Source organism: Mycobacterium sp. GA-1199, assembly GCF_001500045.1.
Taxonomy (GTDB): Bacteria; Actinomycetota; Actinomycetes; order Mycobacteriales; family Mycobacteriaceae; genus Mycobacterium.
This window is the reverse complement of record NZ_LQIX01000030.1, coordinates 1-18428: the sequence shown is the minus strand read 5'-3', so window position 1 is coordinate 18428 and position 18428 is coordinate 1. Positions and strand designations below refer to the sequence as shown.

General features: G+C 68.3%; 20 protein-coding genes. 8 read left to right on the top strand and 12 right to left on the bottom strand.

Features of this window, described 5'->3' with window-relative positions:
- The 5 genes from AU198_RS17960 to AU198_RS17940 all read right to left on the bottom strand — a co-directional run.
- On the bottom strand, positions 1-1493 hold a 1493-nt coding region (locus AU198_RS17960; protein WP_064349859.1), incomplete at its 3' end, for an FAD-binding protein.
- Positions 1490-1960, bottom strand: coding sequence for a VOC family protein (locus AU198_RS17955; protein WP_064349858.1), 471 nt, complete (start codon positions 1958-1960; stop codon positions 1490-1492). The genes AU198_RS17960 and AU198_RS17955, both read right to left, overlap by 4 nt.
- Positions 1961-2010: 50 nt before the next feature.
- Positions 2011-2649: an SRPBCC domain-containing protein gene (locus tag AU198_RS17950; RefSeq protein WP_064349857.1), complete on the bottom strand. Its 639-nt coding sequence runs from the start codon at positions 2647-2649 to the stop codon at positions 2011-2013.
- The gene (locus AU198_RS17945; protein ID WP_064349856.1) at positions 2646-2984 is read right to left on the bottom strand and encodes an ArsR/SmtB family transcription factor; all 339 of its coding nucleotides are present in this window, start codon (positions 2982-2984) and stop codon (positions 2646-2648) included. The genes AU198_RS17950 and AU198_RS17945 overlap by 4 nt, the downstream gene beginning before the upstream one ends.
- A 31-nt stretch (positions 2985-3015) precedes the next feature.
- Complete coding sequence (locus tag AU198_RS17940) at positions 3016-3702, bottom strand: TetR/AcrR family transcriptional regulator (protein WP_064349854.1); 687 nt, start codon at positions 3700-3702, stop codon at positions 3016-3018.
- A 101-nt stretch (positions 3703-3803) separates the two neighbouring features.
- Between AU198_RS17940 and AU198_RS17935 the strand changes: the two genes are divergently transcribed.
- Positions 3804-4247 (top strand): nitroreductase/quinone reductase family protein, encoded by a 444-nt coding sequence (locus AU198_RS17935; protein WP_064349852.1) that lies wholly within the window; start codon positions 3804-3806, stop codon positions 4245-4247.
- On the opposite strand, the gene AU198_RS17930 is transcribed toward AU198_RS17935, so the two are convergent.
- The 4 genes from AU198_RS17930 to AU198_RS17915 form a co-directional block, all read right to left on the bottom strand.
- On the bottom strand, positions 4244-4939 hold the full coding sequence (locus AU198_RS17930; RefSeq protein WP_064349850.1) for an Rv1815 family serine proteinase: 696 nt from the start codon (positions 4937-4939) through the stop codon (positions 4244-4246). The genes AU198_RS17935 and AU198_RS17930 overlap by 4 nt on opposite strands.
- 185 nt (positions 4940-5124) lie before the next feature.
- On the bottom strand, positions 5125-6543 hold the full coding sequence (locus AU198_RS17925; protein ID WP_064349848.1) for an NAD(P)/FAD-dependent oxidoreductase: 1419 nt from the start codon (positions 6541-6543) through the stop codon (positions 5125-5127).
- Between the two features lie 37 nt (positions 6544-6580).
- Positions 6581-7468, bottom strand: a complete 888-nt coding sequence (locus AU198_RS17920; RefSeq protein WP_064349861.1) for a sterol desaturase family protein — start codon at positions 7466-7468, stop codon at positions 6581-6583.
- A gap of 70 nt (positions 7469-7538) precedes the next feature.
- Positions 7539-9089, bottom strand: a complete 1551-nt coding sequence (locus tag AU198_RS17915; RefSeq protein WP_064349847.1) for a carboxylesterase/lipase family protein — start codon at positions 9087-9089, stop codon at positions 7539-7541.
- A gap of 145 nt (positions 9090-9234) precedes the next feature.
- Here AU198_RS17915 and AU198_RS17910 point away from each other — a divergent pair, with 145 nt between their 5' ends.
- On the top strand, positions 9235-9570 hold the full coding sequence (locus AU198_RS17910) for a DMT family transporter (protein ID WP_064349845.1): 336 nt from the start codon (positions 9235-9237) through the stop codon (positions 9568-9570).
- Positions 9570-9893, top strand: coding sequence for a DMT family transporter (locus AU198_RS17905; RefSeq protein WP_064349843.1), 324 nt, complete (start codon positions 9570-9572; stop codon positions 9891-9893). The genes AU198_RS17910 and AU198_RS17905 overlap by 1 nt, the downstream gene beginning before the upstream one ends.
- Here the strand turns inward: AU198_RS17905 and AU198_RS17900 are convergent.
- A complete protein-coding gene (locus AU198_RS17900) occupies positions 9862-11061 on the bottom strand; it encodes an MFS transporter (protein WP_064349842.1) in 1200 nt (399 codons plus the stop codon). The genes AU198_RS17905 and AU198_RS17900 overlap by 32 nt on opposite strands.
- A gap of 118 nt (positions 11062-11179) precedes the next feature.
- Between AU198_RS17900 and malQ the strand changes: the two genes are divergently transcribed.
- Positions 11180-13315: a 4-alpha-glucanotransferase gene (gene malQ / locus AU198_RS17895; protein ID WP_064349840.1), complete on the top strand. Its 2136-nt coding sequence runs from the start codon at positions 11180-11182 to the stop codon at positions 13313-13315.
- Positions 13316-13392: 77 nt separating this feature from the next.
- On the top strand, positions 13393-13806 hold the full coding sequence (locus AU198_RS17890; protein ID WP_064349838.1) for a hypothetical protein: 414 nt from the start codon (positions 13393-13395) through the stop codon (positions 13804-13806).
- Between the two features lie 6 nt (positions 13807-13812).
- On the opposite strand, the gene AU198_RS17885 is transcribed toward AU198_RS17890, so the two are convergent.
- The gene (locus AU198_RS17885; RefSeq protein WP_064349836.1) at positions 13813-14247 is read right to left on the bottom strand and encodes an SRPBCC family protein; all 435 of its coding nucleotides are present in this window, start codon (positions 14245-14247) and stop codon (positions 13813-13815) included.
- Between the two features lie 3 nt (positions 14248-14250).
- Positions 14251-15096, bottom strand: coding sequence for a lysophospholipid acyltransferase family protein (locus tag AU198_RS17880; protein ID WP_064349860.1), 846 nt, complete (start codon positions 15094-15096; stop codon positions 14251-14253).
- An 87-nt stretch (positions 15097-15183) separates the two neighbouring features.
- Here AU198_RS17880 and AU198_RS17875 point away from each other — a divergent pair, with 87 nt between their 5' ends.
- The 3 genes from AU198_RS17875 to AU198_RS17865 all read left to right on the top strand — a co-directional run.
- Positions 15184-16110 (top strand): metal-dependent hydrolase, encoded by a 927-nt coding sequence (locus tag AU198_RS17875; protein WP_064349834.1) that lies wholly within the window; start codon positions 15184-15186, stop codon positions 16108-16110.
- Positions 16110-17216: a PDR/VanB family oxidoreductase gene (locus AU198_RS17870; protein WP_064349832.1), complete on the top strand. Its 1107-nt coding sequence runs from the start codon at positions 16110-16112 to the stop codon at positions 17214-17216. Before AU198_RS17875 ends, AU198_RS17870 begins: the two co-directional genes overlap by 1 nt.
- Before the next feature lie 20 nt (positions 17217-17236).
- The coding region (locus tag AU198_RS17865; RefSeq protein WP_197416152.1) for a serine/threonine-protein kinase at positions 17237-18428 on the top strand (1192 nt) is incomplete at its 3' end.

Below are 18428 nucleotides of genomic sequence, written 5' to 3'. Positions count from 1 at the left end.
GCATGGCCACCCGCCCGCCGCGCCGCATGGCCACCCGCCCGCCGCCCGAAGAACGACCCCTCGCCGAGTTGGGTGCCGCTGGCGTAGCCCTTGCCGTCCTGGGCGATGTTGGACGCGCACGCTCCGGCGGCATAGAGGCCGGGGACGGCGGAGCCGTCCTCGCGCAGAACTTCTCCGTCGATCGACACCGCCAGCCCGCCCATGGTGAAGCCGGAGTACATCGCCCGCCCCAGAGACAGGTCGAACGCCGCGAACGGGCCGGTGTCCTGGGCCGCGAGGTACTCGGGTTGTTTGTGGAAGTCGGAATCCTCACCGCGGGCGGCGAATTCGTTGTACCGGTTCAGGGTCGCAGCCAGGTTTCCCTGCGGAATGCCCAGGACGGCTTCCATTTCCTCGACGGTCTCCCAGCCGTCGATGAATTTGATCAGCGGCATCTCGGGCATCTCCATGTGGGCCTCGTCGACGACGAGATAGGCGTTCTGCTCCGGCTGTTCGAGTACGAAAGCCGATGTACGCGAATGGTATGAGTCTTCGGCGACGAAGCGTTGGCCGTCCTTGTTGACGATCACGCCGGTCAGCAGAATCTCCGGCGGATACGCGGCCGCGGTGATGAACAACTGGTCCATGTTCTTGGCCACGCCGCCCGCCGAGATGCCCATCCGGATGCCCAACCCGTCGTCGTTGGGATTGCCCAGGATGTATGGCTCCACCTCGCCGTGGTGCTTGGTCTTGCGCTTCTGGCCGAGTGCCGGTGTGAACTCGGCGACCATCTCGGGGTTCATCGCGAACCCACCGGCGGCGATGATCACCGCCTTCGCCTTGATCGCACCGGTCTCGCCGAAGTGCTTCCAGAGCACGCCGGTCACCGACCCGTCCTCGACGACGAGGTTGGTCACCCCGGTCTCGTAGCGGATCTGCACGTCGAGTGCGGTGGCGCGCTTGACCAGCAGGTCGATGACCATCGCGGCGCCGCCGAGTTCACCGGGCACCGGCACCGAATGCCCGCGCGGTGCCGGTTTGGCCTGCTCGCAGAACGGCCACACCTTCTCGTTGCCGGTATACGACAGGCCCTCGGTTCCCGGCGGCACCACCACCTTGCCCGGGTAGTAGCTGCGCTCGAACTGAAACCCCAAGTCCTCCAACCAGTTGAAGTGTTCGACGCTGCCGTCGCAGTAGGCGCGGATCTTGTCGAGTTCCGGATCACACGACACCGCGACGAGGTACTTGTACATCTCCTCGGCGCTGTCCTCGTGACCGGTGGCCTGCTGTACCGCGGTCCCTCCACCCAGATAGAAGTGCCCGCCGGCCATCGAGCTCGTCCCGCCCGCATCGGCGGCCTTCTCCAGCACCAGCACGCGCGCGCCCGCGGCGGCCGCACTGACCGCCGCACAGCCGCCCGCGATGCCGAATCCGACCACCACGACATCGAATTCGTCGGACCACGACGCGATATCGGCGGCGTTGACGGTGTCGGGAATCTCGCTGCTGCTCACTGCTGCTCCTGTTTGATGTAGTCGAAGAATGCCCTGATCTCGTCGGGGATGTAGGCGATCTCCAGGTACGGCACACCGGCGGCGGCGATGTAGGCGAACTCCATACCGCCCGGCATCACGCCGCGCTGCACCGCCTCGGCTCCCCGTTCGGTCAGTGCCGCGCCCACGTCGTCGACCTCCACGCAGATGTGGTGCATCCCCGGGCCGGCGGTGTCGAGGAAGTCGGTGTAGATATTGCGCCCGAAGACCGGTGCGATCAGTTCCAGTTGGGTGTCGCCCGCGTAGCTCAGCGAGATGTCCGCGACGAAGTCGGCAGGTTTTCCGCGGTACGTGCACGTGTCGGACGCGAAGTGCACGCCGGGCATGCGCACCCACTTCTTGGCGCCCAGCATCGAGGTGAGCGTCCGCTCGGTGGCGTCGAGGTCCCGCGTCACCCATGCGATCTGGACAGGTGTCTGGGCAAGCATCGCGTCGAGGATATCCGCGGCCCGTCCGATTGGCTAGAACGTGTTCTAGTTCAGGCCTCGCCGTAGTAGGTCTTCAGGCAGCGGTCGGCCGCCTCGCGTGCGGCGATGGGGTCGGCGCCGGAGGCGATGTTCGCCTCGTACCACGCGTCGTTGGACAACGCCAGAAACCGTCGACCCTCGTCGGTGGCGACCCACTGTTCACCGAACTCCGGGTCGACCGCCTCGCCCGTGGACAGATGCAGCGCCAGTCCGAGCACCATGGAATCCCAGCCGATGCCCACGGCGCCGGGACCGAACTGGAGAGATATTTCGTCGCCGACGACGGCGATGTGCTCGATGACCAACTGTGCGCGGTCCGCGCTCTGATCGCGGACGTGGACCTCGATCCAGCTGGTGTTGCCGCCGTACTCCCAGGTGGCGGTGAAGCTCTTCGGCGGGTCGCACGTCAGGATGGTTCCGCCGGCGTTGCCGTGTAGCTGATAACTGCCGCCGACCTCCAGGTCGCCGGAGATCGGCATCAACCACCGCGGGATGCGCTCGATGTTGGTGACGGCATCCCACAGATCGGCTTGATCGGTGTCGTAGTTCTGCTTGATCGTGACGACATGCGCCTCGCCCGCGTCGATCGTGCGCTTCCCGACGGTGCGTGCGACGGAGTTGATCTGGTGGTCCACGTCGATCTCGGTCATGTTGCCTTCCTTCGTCGTTGTCGCTTTCCCCGCGCGATCTCGGTGCCGAGCGCGTCGAGCTTGGGCGCCCAGAACCGGCGAAAGCCGGCGAGCCACTCGTCGGCGTCGCGCAGCGCTGCACCGTTGACCGCATAGAGGCGGCGCTGGCCCTCCGGCCGCACCGAAGTGAAGCCGTTGTCGCGCAACACTTTCAGGTGCTGCGATACCGCCGGCTGGGTGATCGCGAACTCGTCTGAAATGGCGGCCGCGATGGCCCCGGCGGGCTGCTCACCGTCGGCCAGCAGCTCGAGGATCCGGCGGCGCACCGGATCGCCGAGGACGTCGAACGCGTGCACTCCTAGAAGTTATAGCTGTAACTTATATAAGTCAATCCTTATCCAATCGCAGCGCGTCGATCAGCACGCCGAGCTGCAGATCGAAGACCGCCGCGGGATCGCTGAGCGTGTCAGACCCGTACTGCCCGAACACCTCGAGGCTGATCGCCCCGATCAGCGCCGCCCACGCCAGGAAGCTCTTGGCGATCGCGCCGTCGTCACCGGCGAAGTCGAACTCATCGCGCAACGCCTCAAAGTCTGACGACAATGGTTCGCCGACAACCGTTTTCGATGAGGGGATGTCGCCTGCGGTGATACCGGCGTCGATCACGTCGAACAAGGCGCCGACGACGCGGGTCCCCGGCCCCACAGTGCGCTCGCGCGGCGCGTGGTAACCCGGCACCGGGGTGCCGTACAGCAGTGCCCACGAGGCGGGCCGCTCGACCGCCCAGGTGCGCGCGGCGTGCGCCATCGCGCGGAACTGTTCGTGCCACGCTCGGCGGTCGCTGCGCGCGCGATCGACATGGTCGGCGAGTTCGTCGTATGCATCGACCAGCAGCAGCGTCAAGAGTTCGTCACGGCTGGACACGTAGCGGTACACCGCCGAGGACACCATGCCGAGGTCGCGGGCGATCGCCCGCAGCGAGAGCCCGGCCGCCCCGTCGGTCACGAGGTGGCGCCGACCCAGTTCGATGATCTGTGCCTCGATCTTCCGCCGACTCTCGGCCCGCTTGCCCATGCGCCGAGTGTGACACAAAGCGAGATCACTGCTCTTGATTTACGCACCCTACCGTGGCAACCTGGCACCGAGAGCGCTGCTCTCAAAGTGAGGAGGTCCCCATGACGACAACGCGTTACGACGAACCGACGCCGGCCGCCCGCGCCGTCAACCACGTGTTCCGCTGGCTGGCCGAGGCCGGTGTCAGCATCGCCGGGACCAGGGCGCTCTCGGTGCGGGGCCGCAAGACGGGCAAGCGCCGACGCGTGGTGGTCAACGTGCTCACCGTCGGCGGCCGCGAGTACCTCGTCTCCCCGCGCGGTCACACCCAGTGGGCCCGCAACGCCAGGGCGGCCGGTGTCGTCGAGGTCGGGCCGCGCTGGCGGCGCCGCGAGGTGCGCATCACCGAGGTGCCCGACGACGCGAAGCCCGAGTTGCTCAGCCGCTACCTCGACCGCTGGTTCTGGGAGGTCAAGGGACACGTCGGCGGCCTGACGCCGTCGTCCACGCCGGACGAGTTGCGCGCCGCGGCGCCGTCGATCCCGGTGTTCGAGCTTTCGCGTTAAGGCAGGGATACGTTGCCGACGGTGGCGGATGCCGCGGAGATGACGTCCTCGCTGGCCTGCTGGCTCGCCGTCTGCCAGGACACCGCTGCCGGATACGTGCCCCAGGTGCTGTTGAACATGCCGATCAGCACCGCCCGGTTGTCGGGGGTGGTCACATACACCGGGCCACCCGAGTCGCCCTTTTGGCTGACCACCCCGTTGGCCATCGTGAACCAGCCGTTGTTGACGGCTTCGACGTTGCCGCAGCTCTCACCGGTCACCACGCCGAAATGACACACCGGCTGGCCGGCCGTCGGCACGACGCCGGGGTCGGCGACCAGCACCTTGCCGCTCGGCAACACGTTGTTGACCGCGACTTCGGGTGCCAGGGCGATGGCCTCCCAGTCGGCGATCTGGTGATTGGTGTCCACGGTGGCGCCGTTGGGGGTGTTGTCGCGGTACACCGTCTGCATCCCGATGAGGTTGCCGTTGCGGTCGCGCACCGGCCCACTGCCTCGGCAATGGCCTGCGGTGAACGCGATCCGGGTCGCCGGGTCGACGTACCCCAGGGTGCAGACGTTGTTGTCCTGGCGGATCTCCATGCCGGGGTAGACCAGCACGCCCGGGGTGGCGTGCGCGGGCGCGGAGACCAGCGCAAGCGCGGCGATCGGGGCGGCCACCGCCGCCAGAACCCGTAGCGAGTGTCGGCGCACTGTCGTCTCCGCTCGTCGAGCCGATGAAGGTCCGGTTCCGGCGCGTGGTGAGCCGCTTACCGGGTCGGAGAGCTGAACAATCACCGCCCGACCAGGAGCAACCACTCGACGATGGTCCCGTCACTTGCCCATCGGTGAAGGTCACAGAGACGTTACGCCCCGGCCGCGGTTTCGGCACGGGACAGCTACGAATCGAAACCGAGACCTAACGCATCCAACGTCCGCAGGTAGGCGTTCCGGCGCCCGGCCGCGTGGTCCGCGCGGTCAAGCGACCACCGTGTCGCCTGGATGCCGATGGTGGCCATCGGCTCTGGAGGAAACGGCAAGGGACGCTCGCGCACCATCTGCAGTTCGGTGCGCGAGGTGGGTCGTCCCCCCAGCAGGTCCAGGCATACGTCGGCGGCGAACCGGGAGGCGCCCACACCGAGTCCGGTGAAGCCGTTGACGTATGCGACGCGGCCGTCCCTGGCCAGACCCCAATGCGCGCAGAACCGGGTGTTGGTGTCGATCGCACCGGCCCACCGATGGCTGAACCGGACGTCGTCGAGCTGCGGGAAGGTCAGGAAGAAGTGCTCGGCCAGCCGGCGGTAGCTCGCGGGCCGGTCCTCGTAGCGCGTGCGCACCTTGCGCCCGAAGTGGTAGACGGCGTCGTAGCCACCCCAGACGATGCGGTTGTCCGCGGTGAGGCGGTAGTAGTGAAACTGGTTGGCGCAGTCGTCGATTCCCTGCCGACTCCGCCAGCCGATGCGGGCCAGCTGATCGCCGGTGAGCGGTTCGGTGGCCAGCACATAGTCGTACACCGGCACCGTGTACAGCCGGTTGCGCTTGAGCAGGCTCGCATAGACGTTCGTCGCGAGCACCGCTTGTCGCGCCGTGACCACCGCCCGCGCGGTCTGCACGCGCAACCCGACGCCACCGGAATCCAGCCGGACGGCGTTGGTGTGCTCGAAGATGCGCACGCCCGCGTTTTGGCAGGCCCTGGCGAGTTCGAACACCAGCTTGGCGGGGTGCACGATCGCGCAGGTGTCGGCGTCGACCAGGCCGGCGAGGTAGGTCGGTGACGCCACCTCGTCACGAACCGCGGAGGTGTCGAGGAGGCGCCCCTCGCCGTCGGCTGCGGCCCGGCGCAGCCACTCGACCTGGTGGGGCTCTGTAGCCACCGTCAGCGTGCCGGTGCGCTGCCAGTCGGTGTCGAGGCCCAGTTCCGCGATCTCGGCCTGCATGCCGTCGAGGTTGGCCAGGCCGATCGCCTCGAGAACATCGAATTCGTTGGGCCAGCGCGCCTTTCCGTTGGCTGCGCCGTGCGTCAGGCTGGCGTCGACGAAGCCCCCGTTACGGCCGGAGGCGGCCCAGCCCACCCGGTTGGCCTCGATCAGCACGATCCGCTGGCCGGGGTCGCGCCGCGCGGCGTGCAGTGCGGTCCACAACCCGGTGTATCCGCCCCCGACGACGATCAGGTCGCAGGTGACGGGCTTGGTCAGGGCGGGGAACTGCGGGCGCGGCGGGCCGATCTGCTCGTCCAGCCATACCGAGCCCAATGTGCTTGTCGCCAGCGAACGTTCGACCAGACCGGCGTCGACCGGTGCGTCGAAGGCGGTTTTCACACAGCGGAGCCTACGGCGCGCAGGGGCGCTGCGCGGCTCAGGCGCTGACCGGGGCCGACTGCTGCTCGGCCACCAGCGGCGGTTGCGCCGGCGCCCACCCGGGCGGGCCGAACATGTACCCCAGCTTGTCACGCCACCGCCGTGAACGGCGGACGTCGCGGGCGATCGCCACGTACTCGTGTGTCTGCAGCGTCCAGATGTTGTAGGTGTCGACCTGCTTGGTCAGCCCGTAGTGCGGGCGGACCGTCTCCGCCGCAAAGCTGCCGAACAGGCGGTCCCACAGGATGAAGATCCCGCCGTAGTTCTTGTCGAGGTACTGCTGGTCCATGCCGTGGTGCACCCGGTGGTGCGACGGCGTGTTGAAGACGAATTCAATTGGAGCCCAGAGCTTTCCGATGCGCTCGGTGTGAATCCAGAACTGGTAGATCAGGTTGATGGAGAAGCTGGCGAAGACGATCCACGGCGGTACGCCGAACAACGGCAGCAGCGCCCGCAGGAACACGTCACCGCTGATGTTCCACTTCTGGCGCAGCGCGGTGGCGAAGTTGAAGTACTGGCTGGAGTGGTGCGCTTGATGGGTGGCCCAGATCAGCCGCACCCGGTGCGCCATCCGGTGATAGACGTAGTAGAGCAGGTCCACTCCGACGATCGCGATCACCCACGTGTACCACGCGTCGGCGGGTAGCTGCCACGGCGCGACGTAGACGAACAACGCCGCATAGCCCAGCAGCGCGATGAAGTTCAGCAGCCCGCTCGTGCCGATCGAGACCACACCCATCCAGATGCTGGCCCACGCATCGGAGCGGTGATACGCGCCGGCCGGTGCCCGGTCGGCCTCCTCGTGGGCCAGCTTGCGGGCGGCCGCCCACTCGATGACTAGCAGCAACAAGAAGAACGGCACCGCGTAGATCACGGGATCGTGCATCAACGGCGGCAATACGTGCGAAAGGGCGCCACTCACATCCACTTCGAAACCTCCGGGCAAAGCATACGACTCACCGGAAGCTCAACACCTGATCGCCCCACGCGATGCGCAGATCGCGGTCGAGGTCGTCGACCACGCGGTCCTGGGCGTCGATGAGCAAAGTGGCGCGGTCGGAGGTGCGGTAGGGCCGCCACTGCGGGTCATCGGACAGACCCGCGGGTATGCCGTCGGCGGCGAAGTTGCGCCAGCGTCGCCGGATCCGCGCCGAGATCGTCCTCCCCGTTTTGAGCCCGCCGAGTTTGAAGGTCGGGTCCTTGGGCCCGGCGACGAGATTGCCCCACACGTACGGCAATTCGGTCGCGTGCGCGGCTCCGAGCCGCAACAACCGCAACATCGGGGTGGCGAAGTCGAACCGGTAGAGATACACGGGCGCGACCTCGCGATGGCCCTCGGCGAACCAGACCGACGGCATCCGGAACCCGATGTCGCGCGCGACACCCATACCGATGGTCTTGCCTCGCCCCCGGTAGGCGGCGCGGATCTGCTGTTCGTCGGGAAGCTGCAGGTCGGGTTGCTCGGCCGCGATCTCGGCGAACATCGCGCGGATCGCCTTCGGTGTGATCGGCATCAACGGCGACTTCATCCAGCGGAACAGCGCGGCTTCGTGCTTGTTGGTGCCGATGATCAGTGGCACCGGGTGGGTGCGCGCATCCCGGGCGAGCTGAACCGGATGCGCAGGCACCACATCGCCGTCGATGATCGGTGCGAACGCCAGCGTGCCGGGGGTGCTCACCGGGATGTGGTCGAACACGTGCCTGGAGGCGGTCATCAGCGCCGAGGTGGGGATCGAGACCAACTGCTGGGCTTCGTCGGATCGCAGCCCCAGCCGGTCGAGGAACAGCGCCGCCACCCGTTGCGAGCGCTCGCGGTCGTAGACCGAGGTTGCCGGTGAGCTCTGCGCGATCGCCGCGCAGAACAGGCCGGCAGCGGCCGGGCTGGCCAGCAGCGTGGTGATGATCCCGGCACCGGCCGATTCCCCGAAAACGGTGACGCGGTTCGGGTCTCCCCCGAAACCCGCGATGTTGTCGCGGACCCATTGCAGTGCAAACAGCACGTCGCGCAGGCCGAGGTTGGTGGCGAAGTCGTCGCGCACCGCCGACAGGTCCAGGAAGCCCAGCGCCCCCAGGCGGTAGTTCACCGTGACGATCACGGCGTCGCCGTCGGCCGCGAGCGCGCGGCCGTGATACAGCGGCTGCGCCGACGAACCGAGGACGTAGGCGCCGCCGTGCACCCACACCATCACTGGTTTGCCCGCGCCGGGCTCGGTGTCCGATGCCGTCCACACGTTCAGGCTCAGGCAGTCGTCGCCCTGCCGCGCGCCGAGGTCGATCGGGATCCGCGGATCCGTCGGCTGCGGGCACACCGGTCCGACCCTGGTGGCATCCGCCGGTTCGGACCAGCGCCGCGGAGGTTGGGGCGCCCGCCACCGCAGCTCACCCGCAGGCGGGGCGGCGAACCGGATCCCCTTCCAGACCTTCACGGTGCCGTCGTCGAGGCCGCGGACCGGTCCGTACGCGGTGTCGACGACGGGCGCGTCGGTGCCTCGTGCCTCTGCGGTCACCGCAACTCCACGACGTAGGGCACGGGACTCCTCCCATCGATCGAACACAGCGAGTTCAGGCTACGCGCGGCTGCGAACAGGCCACCTGGTCAGCGTTTTCGCCGCCCGGCGGGGGCAACGTCGCCCGGTCGGCTAGCTTGATCGCGTGCAGAAGTGGGCCTTGCTGGCCGGTGCCATCATCGTCGAGGTCGCCGCCACCCTGTCGTTGCGCGCGTCCCAGGATCATTCGGCGTGGCTTCTTCTCGTCGTCGGGGGCTACATCGCGGCCTTCACGTTCCTGACGTTGGTGTTGCGCGCCGGAGTTCCGGTCGGGGTTGCGTACGGAATCTGGGGAGCCGTCGGCACGGCCGGCACCGCGGTGCTGGCCGCTGTGCTGTTCGGCGACCCGTTCACCTGGCCTATCGTCGCGGGCATCGGTTTGATCATCGCCGGCGTGCTGCTGATCGAGTTCGGATCGCACCGGGCGGTCGAACAGCGGTGATGTACTGGACTTTGGCGGCCGCGATCGCCTTCGAGGTGTTCGCGACGTTGTCGCTGCGGGCATCGGAGGGGTTCCGCAAGAAGGCCTGGATCGCACCGATCGTCCTGGGATACCTGGCGTCCTTCTATCTGCTGTGGCTGACCCTGGGCCTCGGGATGCCGGTCGGCATCGCCTACGGCGTGTGGACCGCCTGCGGCGTGGCGCTGGTCGCGGTCATCGCGCGCTTCGTGTTCGCCGAAGCGCTGACCTGGGTCATGGCCTTGGGCATCGCACTCGTCGTCGGCGGCGTGCTCACGATCGAGCTCGCCGGCGTCGCGCACTGAGCACGCCCGACAACACCACGACCACGACGCCGGCGATCGGCACGGCGAGCAGGCCGATCCGCAGGCTCGTCGCGTCGGCGATGAGCCCGACGAGTATCGGGGCACCGAAGAACCCGATGCGCATCAACCAGGTGAGAATCGTGAGCCCGCTGCCCGGCCGCAGGCCCGGCAGCTGATCGGCGGCGTGCATCGCCGACGGCACCAGCGTCGCCGCGCCGAGGCCGGCCATCGCGAAACCGGCGATCGTGCCGGGAACGGACGGGAACGCGAGCGCCAGACCCATGCCGATCGCGGTGATCGCACCACCCGAACGGACCACGGCGCGTGCCCCGAACCGGTCGACCAGCCGGTCGCCGACCAGTCGGCCGATGAACAGGAAGGTGACGGCGGCGATGTAGCCCGTCACCGCGATCGGCCCGGACGCGCCGAATACGTCCCGCAGATACAACACCGCCCAGGAGTTGCCGGCGTCCTCGACCGTCGCACCGGCCACCGCGATGAGCACCAGGGCGAGCAGAACTGCATACACCGCAGCGCCGGCGCTGCCGGCACGGTCGGCGCGCGCCTCCCGGTGGTCTTCGTGATCGGGCCCGGGCAGCAGATAGCGGTACGCGACGAGAACGACCACGCTGCACAGCACTGCGGAGAAGCCGAGATGCGGCGCGCGCGGGACACCCAACACGACCGCCGCCCCGCCCATCACGCCGCCGATGATCGCGCCCGCTGCCCACACCGCGTGCAGCGAGTTGATGATCGAGCGGCCGTAGATGCGCTGCACGCGCAACCCGTGGGCGTTCTGCGCGACGTCGGTCACCGCATCGCAGGCACCCGCCGCGAACAGCCCGGCGGCGAACAACACCGGCGAGGCCGCCACGCCCGCCAGCACGACGAAGACCCCGATCCCGATGGTGCCGACAACAGCCACCCGCGACGAGCGGTAGCGCCGGATGAGCGCGGCCGCGGTCAACCCGGCCGCCAGCGCCCCCGCCGAGAACGCGGCGACAGCCGCACCGTACGCCGAATTCGACAGCCCCAGATCGGTCTTGATCTCGGGGTAGCGCGGCACCAGATTGGCGAACACGGCGCCGTTGGTCAAGAACAGCGCCGCCACCGCGATCCGGGCCCGACGACCCTGCACCTCGGCCGTATCCTGCCGGTCGGGCGCCATACCGGCCGACACTACCCAGCGGGCCGACGCGCATTGAGCGCCGGTTGAGTTCGCACAGATCGGGTATGAGCGAGCCTGTGATGAGACGTGGCGGCCGATTCCGGGCAAGATTGGCGACATGACAGGGCCCGCCGCGTCGCTAGTGGAGTTGGCGCGACGCTACGGTGTCGCAACCGATTACGAAGACTGGACGGGCTCGCGCGTCGCCGTGGCCTCCTCGACGCTGATCTCGGTGCTGGCCGCATTGGGCGTCCCCGCTGCCACCGAGGACGACCGTGCCGCCGCACTCGCCGCGCACGACCGTGAATACTGGTCGCGCCACCTTCCGCCGACGATCATCGGTCGCACCGGTGCCACCTCGACGTTCTGGGCGCACGTCACGCACGGCGACCCGGTGTCGCTGCGGATCCTACTAGAGGACGGGTCGGTGCGGACGGGCCTGCGTCAACTCGAAAACAACAGGTCCCCTTATGAATTGGACGGCAGACTGGTCGGCGAGGCGACCTTCGAGACGCCCGCCGACCTGCCGATCGGCTATCACCGCCTCGAACTGCACGCCGACGGGGCGGAGTTCAGCACCGCGCTGATCGTCTCCCCCGCGTCACTGTCGGCCCCATCCGGCAGGACCTGGGGTCTGGCCACCCAGCTCTACAGTGTGCGGTCCGAAAGATCCTGGGGCATCGGCGATCTGACCGATCTGATAGACCTGGCGGTTTGGTCGGCGGCCCGACACGCCGCGGGATTCATCCTCGTCAATCCCCTGCACGCGGCCGCGCCGGTCGCGCCGATGGAACCGTCGCCCTACCTGCCGACCTCCCGCCGGTTCGTCAACCCGATCTATCTGCGGGTGGAAGCGGTCCCCGAATACGCCTATGTCCGCCGCCGCAACCGGTTACGCAAGCTGCGTGAGGCCGTGCAGTCCCGAGCCGACCGCGCCGAGCAGGTCGAGCGCGACGCGGCGTGGAAGGCCAAGCGCTCGGCGCTGGAGGCGGTCTACGAGGTACCGCGCTCGGCGGGGCGGGAACTGGCCTACGCCGCCTACCGGGAGCGCGAGGGCACCAGCCTCGACGACTTCGCCACCTGGTGTGCCCTGGCCGAACGGTACGGCGCCGACTGGCACCGGTGGCCCGAGGAACTGCAGCATCCGGCGAGCGAAGCCGTCGCGGCCTTCGCCGCCGAGCACCCCGACGACGTCGACTTTCATCGGTGGCTGCAGTGGCAGCTCGACGACCAGCTCACCGCGGCGCAGGCCACCGCGCTGCAGGCTGGAATGAGCCTGGGCGTCATGCACGACCTCGCGGTGGGGGTGGACCCCAACGGCGCGGACTCGTGGGCCCTGCAGGACGTGCTCGCGCTCGGCGTCACGGCGGGCGCTCCTCCCGACGAGTTCAACCAGCTCGGACAGGACTGGTCGCAACCGCCGTGGCGCCCGGACCAACTCGAGAAGCTCGCCTACGAGCCGTTCCGCGCACTCGTCAACGCGGTGCTGAGGCACGCGGGCGGCGTGCGGATCGACCACATCATCGGGCTGTTCCGGCTGTGGTGGATCCCCAACGGGGCGCGGCCCACCGACGGCACCTACGTGCGCTACGACCACGAGGCGATGATCGGCATCGTGGCGCTCGAGGCCCACCGGGCGGGAGCCGTCGTGGTCGGCGAGGACCTCGGCACCGTCGAACCGTGGGTACGCGACTACCTGAATGAACGCGGCCTGTTCGGAACCTCGATCCTGTGGTTCGAGGCCGACCGCGACGGCGCTCACGGTCCCGCGGGAGGTCCGCTGCCCGCCGAGCAGTGGCGCGAATACTGCCTGTCGGCCGTCACCACGCACGACCTGCCCCCGACGGCCGGCTACCTGGCCGGCGAACACGTCCGCCTGCGCGACGAACTCGGGTTGCTGACGCGGTCGGCCGCCGAGGAGTTGGCCGACGACCGCGAGCAACAGAACAGATGGCTGGACGAACTGCGCCGCGTCGGGCTCCTGGACACCGAGGCCGACACCGCCGCGATCGTCGAGGCCCTGCATCGTTATCTCGGCCGCACACCGTCGCGGTTGCTGTCGCTGTCACTGGCTGACGCCGTCGGCGACCTGCGCACCCAGAACCAGCCCGGAACCACCGACGAGTATCCGAACTGGCGGGTGCCCCTGGCCGGGCCGGACGGTAAAAAGCTGCTGCTCGAGGACGTCTTCGACGACGTCACCGCGGCGCGGCTCGGCGAGGTCATGCGAGAAGCGGTGCGCCCGGCGGTGTAACGCGGACGGCTTCTGCTCCGGTTTCACATTCGTCACGGCTGCGATATATTCGCACCGCAGCGACCTGAGGAGATCACGTGAACAAGCTTGTTGTGCTCAGCGGCGGGCTCGTGGCTGTCGGTTCGGCGGCACTCGTCGGCGCCGGCATCGCGATGTCGCAACCGAGCACCCTGAACGTGGTCGGCGAACCGTACAACCGGGCGCTGCAGATCCTGAAGTCCCAGGGCGTCAAGGCCTACTTCGGCGGTTCGGTTGGCAGCGTGCTCCCCCAGGCGGAGTGCCTGGTCGACCAGCAGAAGATCACCTCGGGCGGCCGGATGCTGCTGATGTTGGACTGCAGCCAGAAGGCGGCGGACCTGATCGCCGAGCAGGGTCCCTCGGGCGGCCCGACGGTCGGCCGGAACGGCGTCACGACCGTGACCCCGACCCCGGTGGTGCCGATCCAGGGCGCGCCCGGCGCGGGCACCCCGCCGCCGCCACCGGCAGGCTGAAGCGGATCAGCCCTCCACCATCCGGCGCAGGTTTGTCAGCGTCCGACTCATCGTGCGGCCGACCTGGCGTGCGGCCACCCGATCGGCGATTAGCCCGAGCAGGTTGCCCGCGGATTCGTAGGACAACCGGAACGTCACCTTCGTGCGGCCGTCCCCGGTGTCACGCAGCCGGAACCGGCCACGCTGTGAGACACCGGTGATCCCGATCCACGACACCTCACGCGGCGCGTCGAACTCGACGACCTCCACGGTGCCGCCGATCGGCACCGAACCGACCTTCCAGTGCACGGTGTAGCGGGACCCGAGCCCGGCGGGCGCATCGGTCAGCATCTCCCAGCGCTCCAGGCTGGCCATGAACTCCGGATAGCACCCCGGGTCGCTGACCACCTTCCACACTTGGTCGCGGTCGGCGTCGATGACGCACTGGCGTTGAACCCTCATGTCTCAGCCCAGAACCGGGAAGCGTCGTCCGGCGGCCAACCTGTCGACTCCTGCCTGCAGGCTGCTCAACACCTTGTCGTTGATGACGTCGTCGTCACTGGCCGCGATGTCGTCGGCGTCGATCGGATCCTGCACCTCGATCGCGATATTCGTCGGCAGCGGCAGCCGAGGTATGAAGTCGCTGACGGTCAGCCCCCACGGCGGCGCCAGCAGGATGGGCACACTCTTGAGGCGGGCCAGCCGGTCCACCATCAGCATTCGCGCCAACCATTGCCCGCGGTCGAGGAACAATGCGGCTTCCTGACCACCGACGCTGGCGACGGGCACGATCGGCACACCCGCTTCGCGGGCCAGCTTCACGTAACCCTTGCGGCCGCCGAAGTCGACCTCGTGGCGCTGCCACGACGGGCGGAACACCTCGTAGTCGCCGCCCGGATAGACCAGAAGCGCCCCGCCGGACTCCAGCGCCAGTTTCGCGTTGTCGTGGTTGGCGGCCACGGTGCCGAACTTGCGCAGCGAACCCAGGCCCGGCATCGAGACCACGAGATTGTGTGCGAGCTGATAGAAGGGCCGCTCGACGCCGAAGTACGAGCTGAACGCCAGAGTGAACACGAACGTGTCCGGCGGCAGGTTGCCACCGCTGTGGTTGCCCACCAACAAGACCGGACCCTCGGCGGGGATGCGGTCAAGACCGCGGACGTCGGCGCGGAAGTACAACGAGGCCAGCAGCCACAGACCCGGCAACTGCTCGCGGATGTAGTCGGGGTCGCGCTGGTCCAGGTCGGCCTTCGGCACCCGCAGCGCGACCTGCTGTTTGGCCCACCCGAGGAGGTCGTCGATCGCAACCATGAACGAGTTATAGACGCGGCCCGCGAACCGCAAACCTGTGTTCCCACTTAGCGCACGTAGACTGTGCGGCACGAAGGAGGAGCCGAGATGGCATTATCGCCGGCCCAGCCTGGGGCTCTACGTCCGCGCCGTTTCGTACACGAGGTCGACCCCGGCCCCGTCCAGATCCAGGCCCGCAAGGTCCACTTCGACCTCTCCGGTGTCCCGCTCGAGTGGATCCCCGGCCACCCGGTGGCCTCCACGATGATCAACCTGTTCAACGTCGTGTTGCCCGCCGCCGAGCACTGGTTCGTCCGCACCTACAACGAGGCGCTGCCGTTGGTGAGGGATCCCAAGCTCGCCGACGACATCCGCGGCTTCATCGGCCAGGAGGCCACCCACGCCGCGGCTCACGACGACGTGATCTCCGAGTTCCTCATCGGCAACGGCGTCGACCCCAAACCCATGCTGGACCTCGTCGGCTACATGTTCGAAAAAGTCCTGGCGCCAAAGGATTTCGACGATCAGCAGCGGCGCCTGAGCAACCTGTGTGAGCGGTTGTGGCTGATCGCGGCGATCGAGCACTACACCGCGGTGCTCGGCGACTTCGCGTTGAACTCCACGTGGGACGACCACGGTGCGGACCCCACCCTGGTCGACCTGTTTCGCTGGCACGGCAGCGAAGAGGTCGAGCATCGCTGCGTCGCCCACGACGTCGCGGTCTACTTCCACGACAGCTATCCCGACCGGATCCGGGCGATGACGGTCGCCGCGGCGGCGATGTTCACCTTCTTCCAACGCGGCACCTGGTACCTGTTGAAGTCCGACCCCAACAGTGACATCGGCTGGTTCGAGATGCAGCGACTGCGGATGCGGGACTCCGAGCTCGGCCTGCTGCCCAAGTTCCGGACCCTGTTCGGGACGAACACGCTGTCCTACTTCCGCCCCGGCTACTCACCGGAGGACATGGGCTCGACCGCCCAGGCCGTGGCCTATCTGGCCACCTCACCCGCCGCTCGCGCCGCGCACCGTTGATGGGTCTGCGCGAACGCTACCGGCAGCTGCCCGCCCATCCGCTGCGGCCGGGACGGCGCTACGCGATGATCGGCATCGCCAACGTCGTGATCAACGGCATGGAGGTGTTGGCCGGCGCCGTCCGCAAGGTCACCCCTCCCCGCGAGCTCGACCGGACCCTGATCCTGCGGGTCGCCGCCCGTGAGGTGGTGGCCCGCGACGAGAACGTCGTGGCACTGACGCTGGTCGCCGCCGACGGCGAACCGCTGCCCCGCTGGCATCCCGGCTCGCACATCGACATCACACTGCCCAGCGGATTGGTGCGGCAGTACTCGCTGTGCGGCGATCCCGGCCACGCCAACAGCTACCGCATAGCGGTGCGCCGCATTCCCGACGGTGGCGGCGGTTCGATCGAGGTGCACCAGGCGCTGAACCCGGGCGCGACCGTGACATCGCACGGGCCCCGCAACGCGTTCCCGCTGACCGTTCCCGGTTACGGCTCCCCCACCCGGCGGCTCAGGTTCGTCGCCGGTGGCATCGGCATCACCCCGATCCTGCCGATGCTGCGACTGGCGCAGGCGCTCGATGTGGAGTGGTCGATGGTGTACACGGGGCGCAGCCGCGAGAGCCTGCCGTTCGTCGACGAGGTCGCCCGGTTCGGCTCCCGCGTGCAGATCCGCACCGACGACGTCGACGGACTCCCCAGCGCCGACGACCTTCTCGGCGACTGCCCCGACGGCACGGCGGTCTACGCGTGCGGTCCGGCGATGATGTTGACCGTCATCCGCGAGCGGCTGGTCGGGCGCGACAACGTGGAACTGCATTTCGAACGGTTCGCCGCCCCGCCCGTCGAGGACGGCACGAACTTCTCGGTGACGGTGGCCTCACGCGGCCAGACCATCGATGTCAGAGCCGACGAGACCCTGCTCGCGGCGCTGCGCAGATCCGGTGTGCCCGCCCCGTACTCCTGTCAGCAGGGCTTCTGCGGTACATGTCGCAGCCGTGTGCTTGTGGGCTCGGTCGACCACCGCGACACGCTGCTCACCGACACCGAACGCGACGGCGGGCTGATGTTGATCTGCATCTCCCGCGCCGCCGAAGGTTCCCATCTGACACTCGATCTGTAGTCGTCTCGTACTATTCGGCCATGCCGTTGGCCGAGGGGGCGACTTTCGCCGGATACACCATCGTGCGTTTACTCGGCTCCGGCGGAATGGGCGAGGTCTACCTGGCCCAGCATCCGCGCCTCCCCCGACGCGACGCGCTCAAGGTGCTTCCCGCGTCGGTGTCGGCCGACGACGAGTACCGCAGACGGTTCCAGCGTGAGGCCGACATCGCGGCCACGCTGTGGCATCCGCACATCGTCGGGATCCACGATCGCGGCGAGGCCGACGGTCAGATCTGGATCTCGATGGATTACGTGGACGGCACCGACGCGGCGCAACTGCTCAAGGAGCACCATCCTGACGGGATGCCTCCGCGGGAGGTCGCCGCGATCGTCACCGCCATCGCCGACGCCCTCGACTACGCCCACCAGGGCGGCCTGCTGCACCGCGATGTGAAACCCGCCAACATCCTGCTCGCCCGGCCCGAGACCGACGATCGGCGAATCCTGTTGGCCGACTTCGGGATCGCCCGATGGGCCGACGATGTCAGCGGTCTCACCGCGACCAACATGACGGTGGGCACGGTATCCTACGCCGCACCCGAGCAGTTGATGGGTGAGACGCTCGACGGCCGAGCAGATCAATATGCTTTGGCCGCCACCGCATTTCACCTGCTGACCGGTTCGCCGCCGTTTCGCAACTCGAATCCGGCCGTCGTCATCAGCCAGCACCTGTCGGCGGCGCCGCCGGCGATCGGCAGCCGCCGACCGGACCTGGCGGACCTGGATCCCGTGCTCGCCAAGGCGATGTCAAAGAACCCCAAAGACCGGTTCGAGCGTTGCGCGGACTTCGCCAGGGCGCTCAGTCACCACCTCGGCGTCGCCTCGGCGGACCCCGACAGCACCCGACTCGCCGTTGCCGCCGCCCAACCGAAGAGGTCGTGGCTGCGGCCGGGGATCGTGGTGCCCGCGGTGCTTGCGGTGCTGCTGGTCGCCGCGGTCGTGGTGGCGGCCTTCCTGTTCGGTGAGGAACGCGCGACAACCCCAGCCAGGTCCACCACCGCCGCCTCGTCACCGCCGCGCCCTCGGGGGAGCAGTTGGCCCCGATCACCGCGGCGGAGTCGTCGGCAGGCGATGACGACGCCGTTGTCGTGGTTGCGGTGTCGTCGTCGCTCGCGGTGGTCGTGGGGGCGTCTGTTGTGGTGGTCGTCGTGGGGGGGGGGGGTGGCGGGGG

Coding starts and splice junctions, on each gene's coding strand:
- AU198_RS17955 (WP_064349858.1), bottom strand. CDS start 1,960: ATGCTTGCCCAGACACCTGTCCAGATCGCATGGGTGACGCGGGACCTC.
- AU198_RS17950 (WP_064349857.1), bottom strand. CDS start 2,649: ATGACCGAGATCGACGTGGACCACCAGATCAACTCCGTCGCACGCACC.
- AU198_RS17940 (WP_064349854.1), bottom strand. CDS start 3,702: ATGGGCAAGCGGGCCGAGAGTCGGCGGAAGATCGAGGCACAGATCATC.
- AU198_RS17935 (WP_064349852.1), top strand. CDS start 3,804: ATGACGACAACGCGTTACGACGAACCGACGCCGGCCGCCCGCGCCGTC.
- AU198_RS17920 (WP_064349861.1), bottom strand. CDS start 7,468: ATGCACGATCCCGTGATCTACGCGGTGCCGTTCTTCTTGTTGCTGCTA.
- AU198_RS17905 (WP_064349843.1), top strand. CDS start 9,570: ATGTACTGGACTTTGGCGGCCGCGATCGCCTTCGAGGTGTTCGCGACG.
- AU198_RS17900 (WP_064349842.1), bottom strand. CDS start 11,061: ATGGCGCCCGACCGGCAGGATACGGCCGAGGTGCAGGGTCGTCGGGCC.
- malQ (WP_064349840.1), top strand. CDS start 11,180: ATGACAGGGCCCGCCGCGTCGCTAGTGGAGTTGGCGCGACGCTACGGT.
- AU198_RS17885 (WP_064349836.1), bottom strand. CDS start 14,247: ATGAGGGTTCAACGCCAGTGCGTCATCGACGCCGACCGCGACCAAGTG.
- AU198_RS17880 (WP_064349860.1), bottom strand. CDS start 15,096: ATGGTTGCGATCGACGACCTCCTCGGGTGGGCCAAACAGCAGGTCGCG.
- AU198_RS17875 (WP_064349834.1), top strand. CDS start 15,184: ATGGCATTATCGCCGGCCCAGCCTGGGGCTCTACGTCCGCGCCGTTTC.
- AU198_RS17870 (WP_064349832.1), top strand. CDS start 16,110: ATGGGTCTGCGCGAACGCTACCGGCAGCTGCCCGCCCATCCGCTGCGG.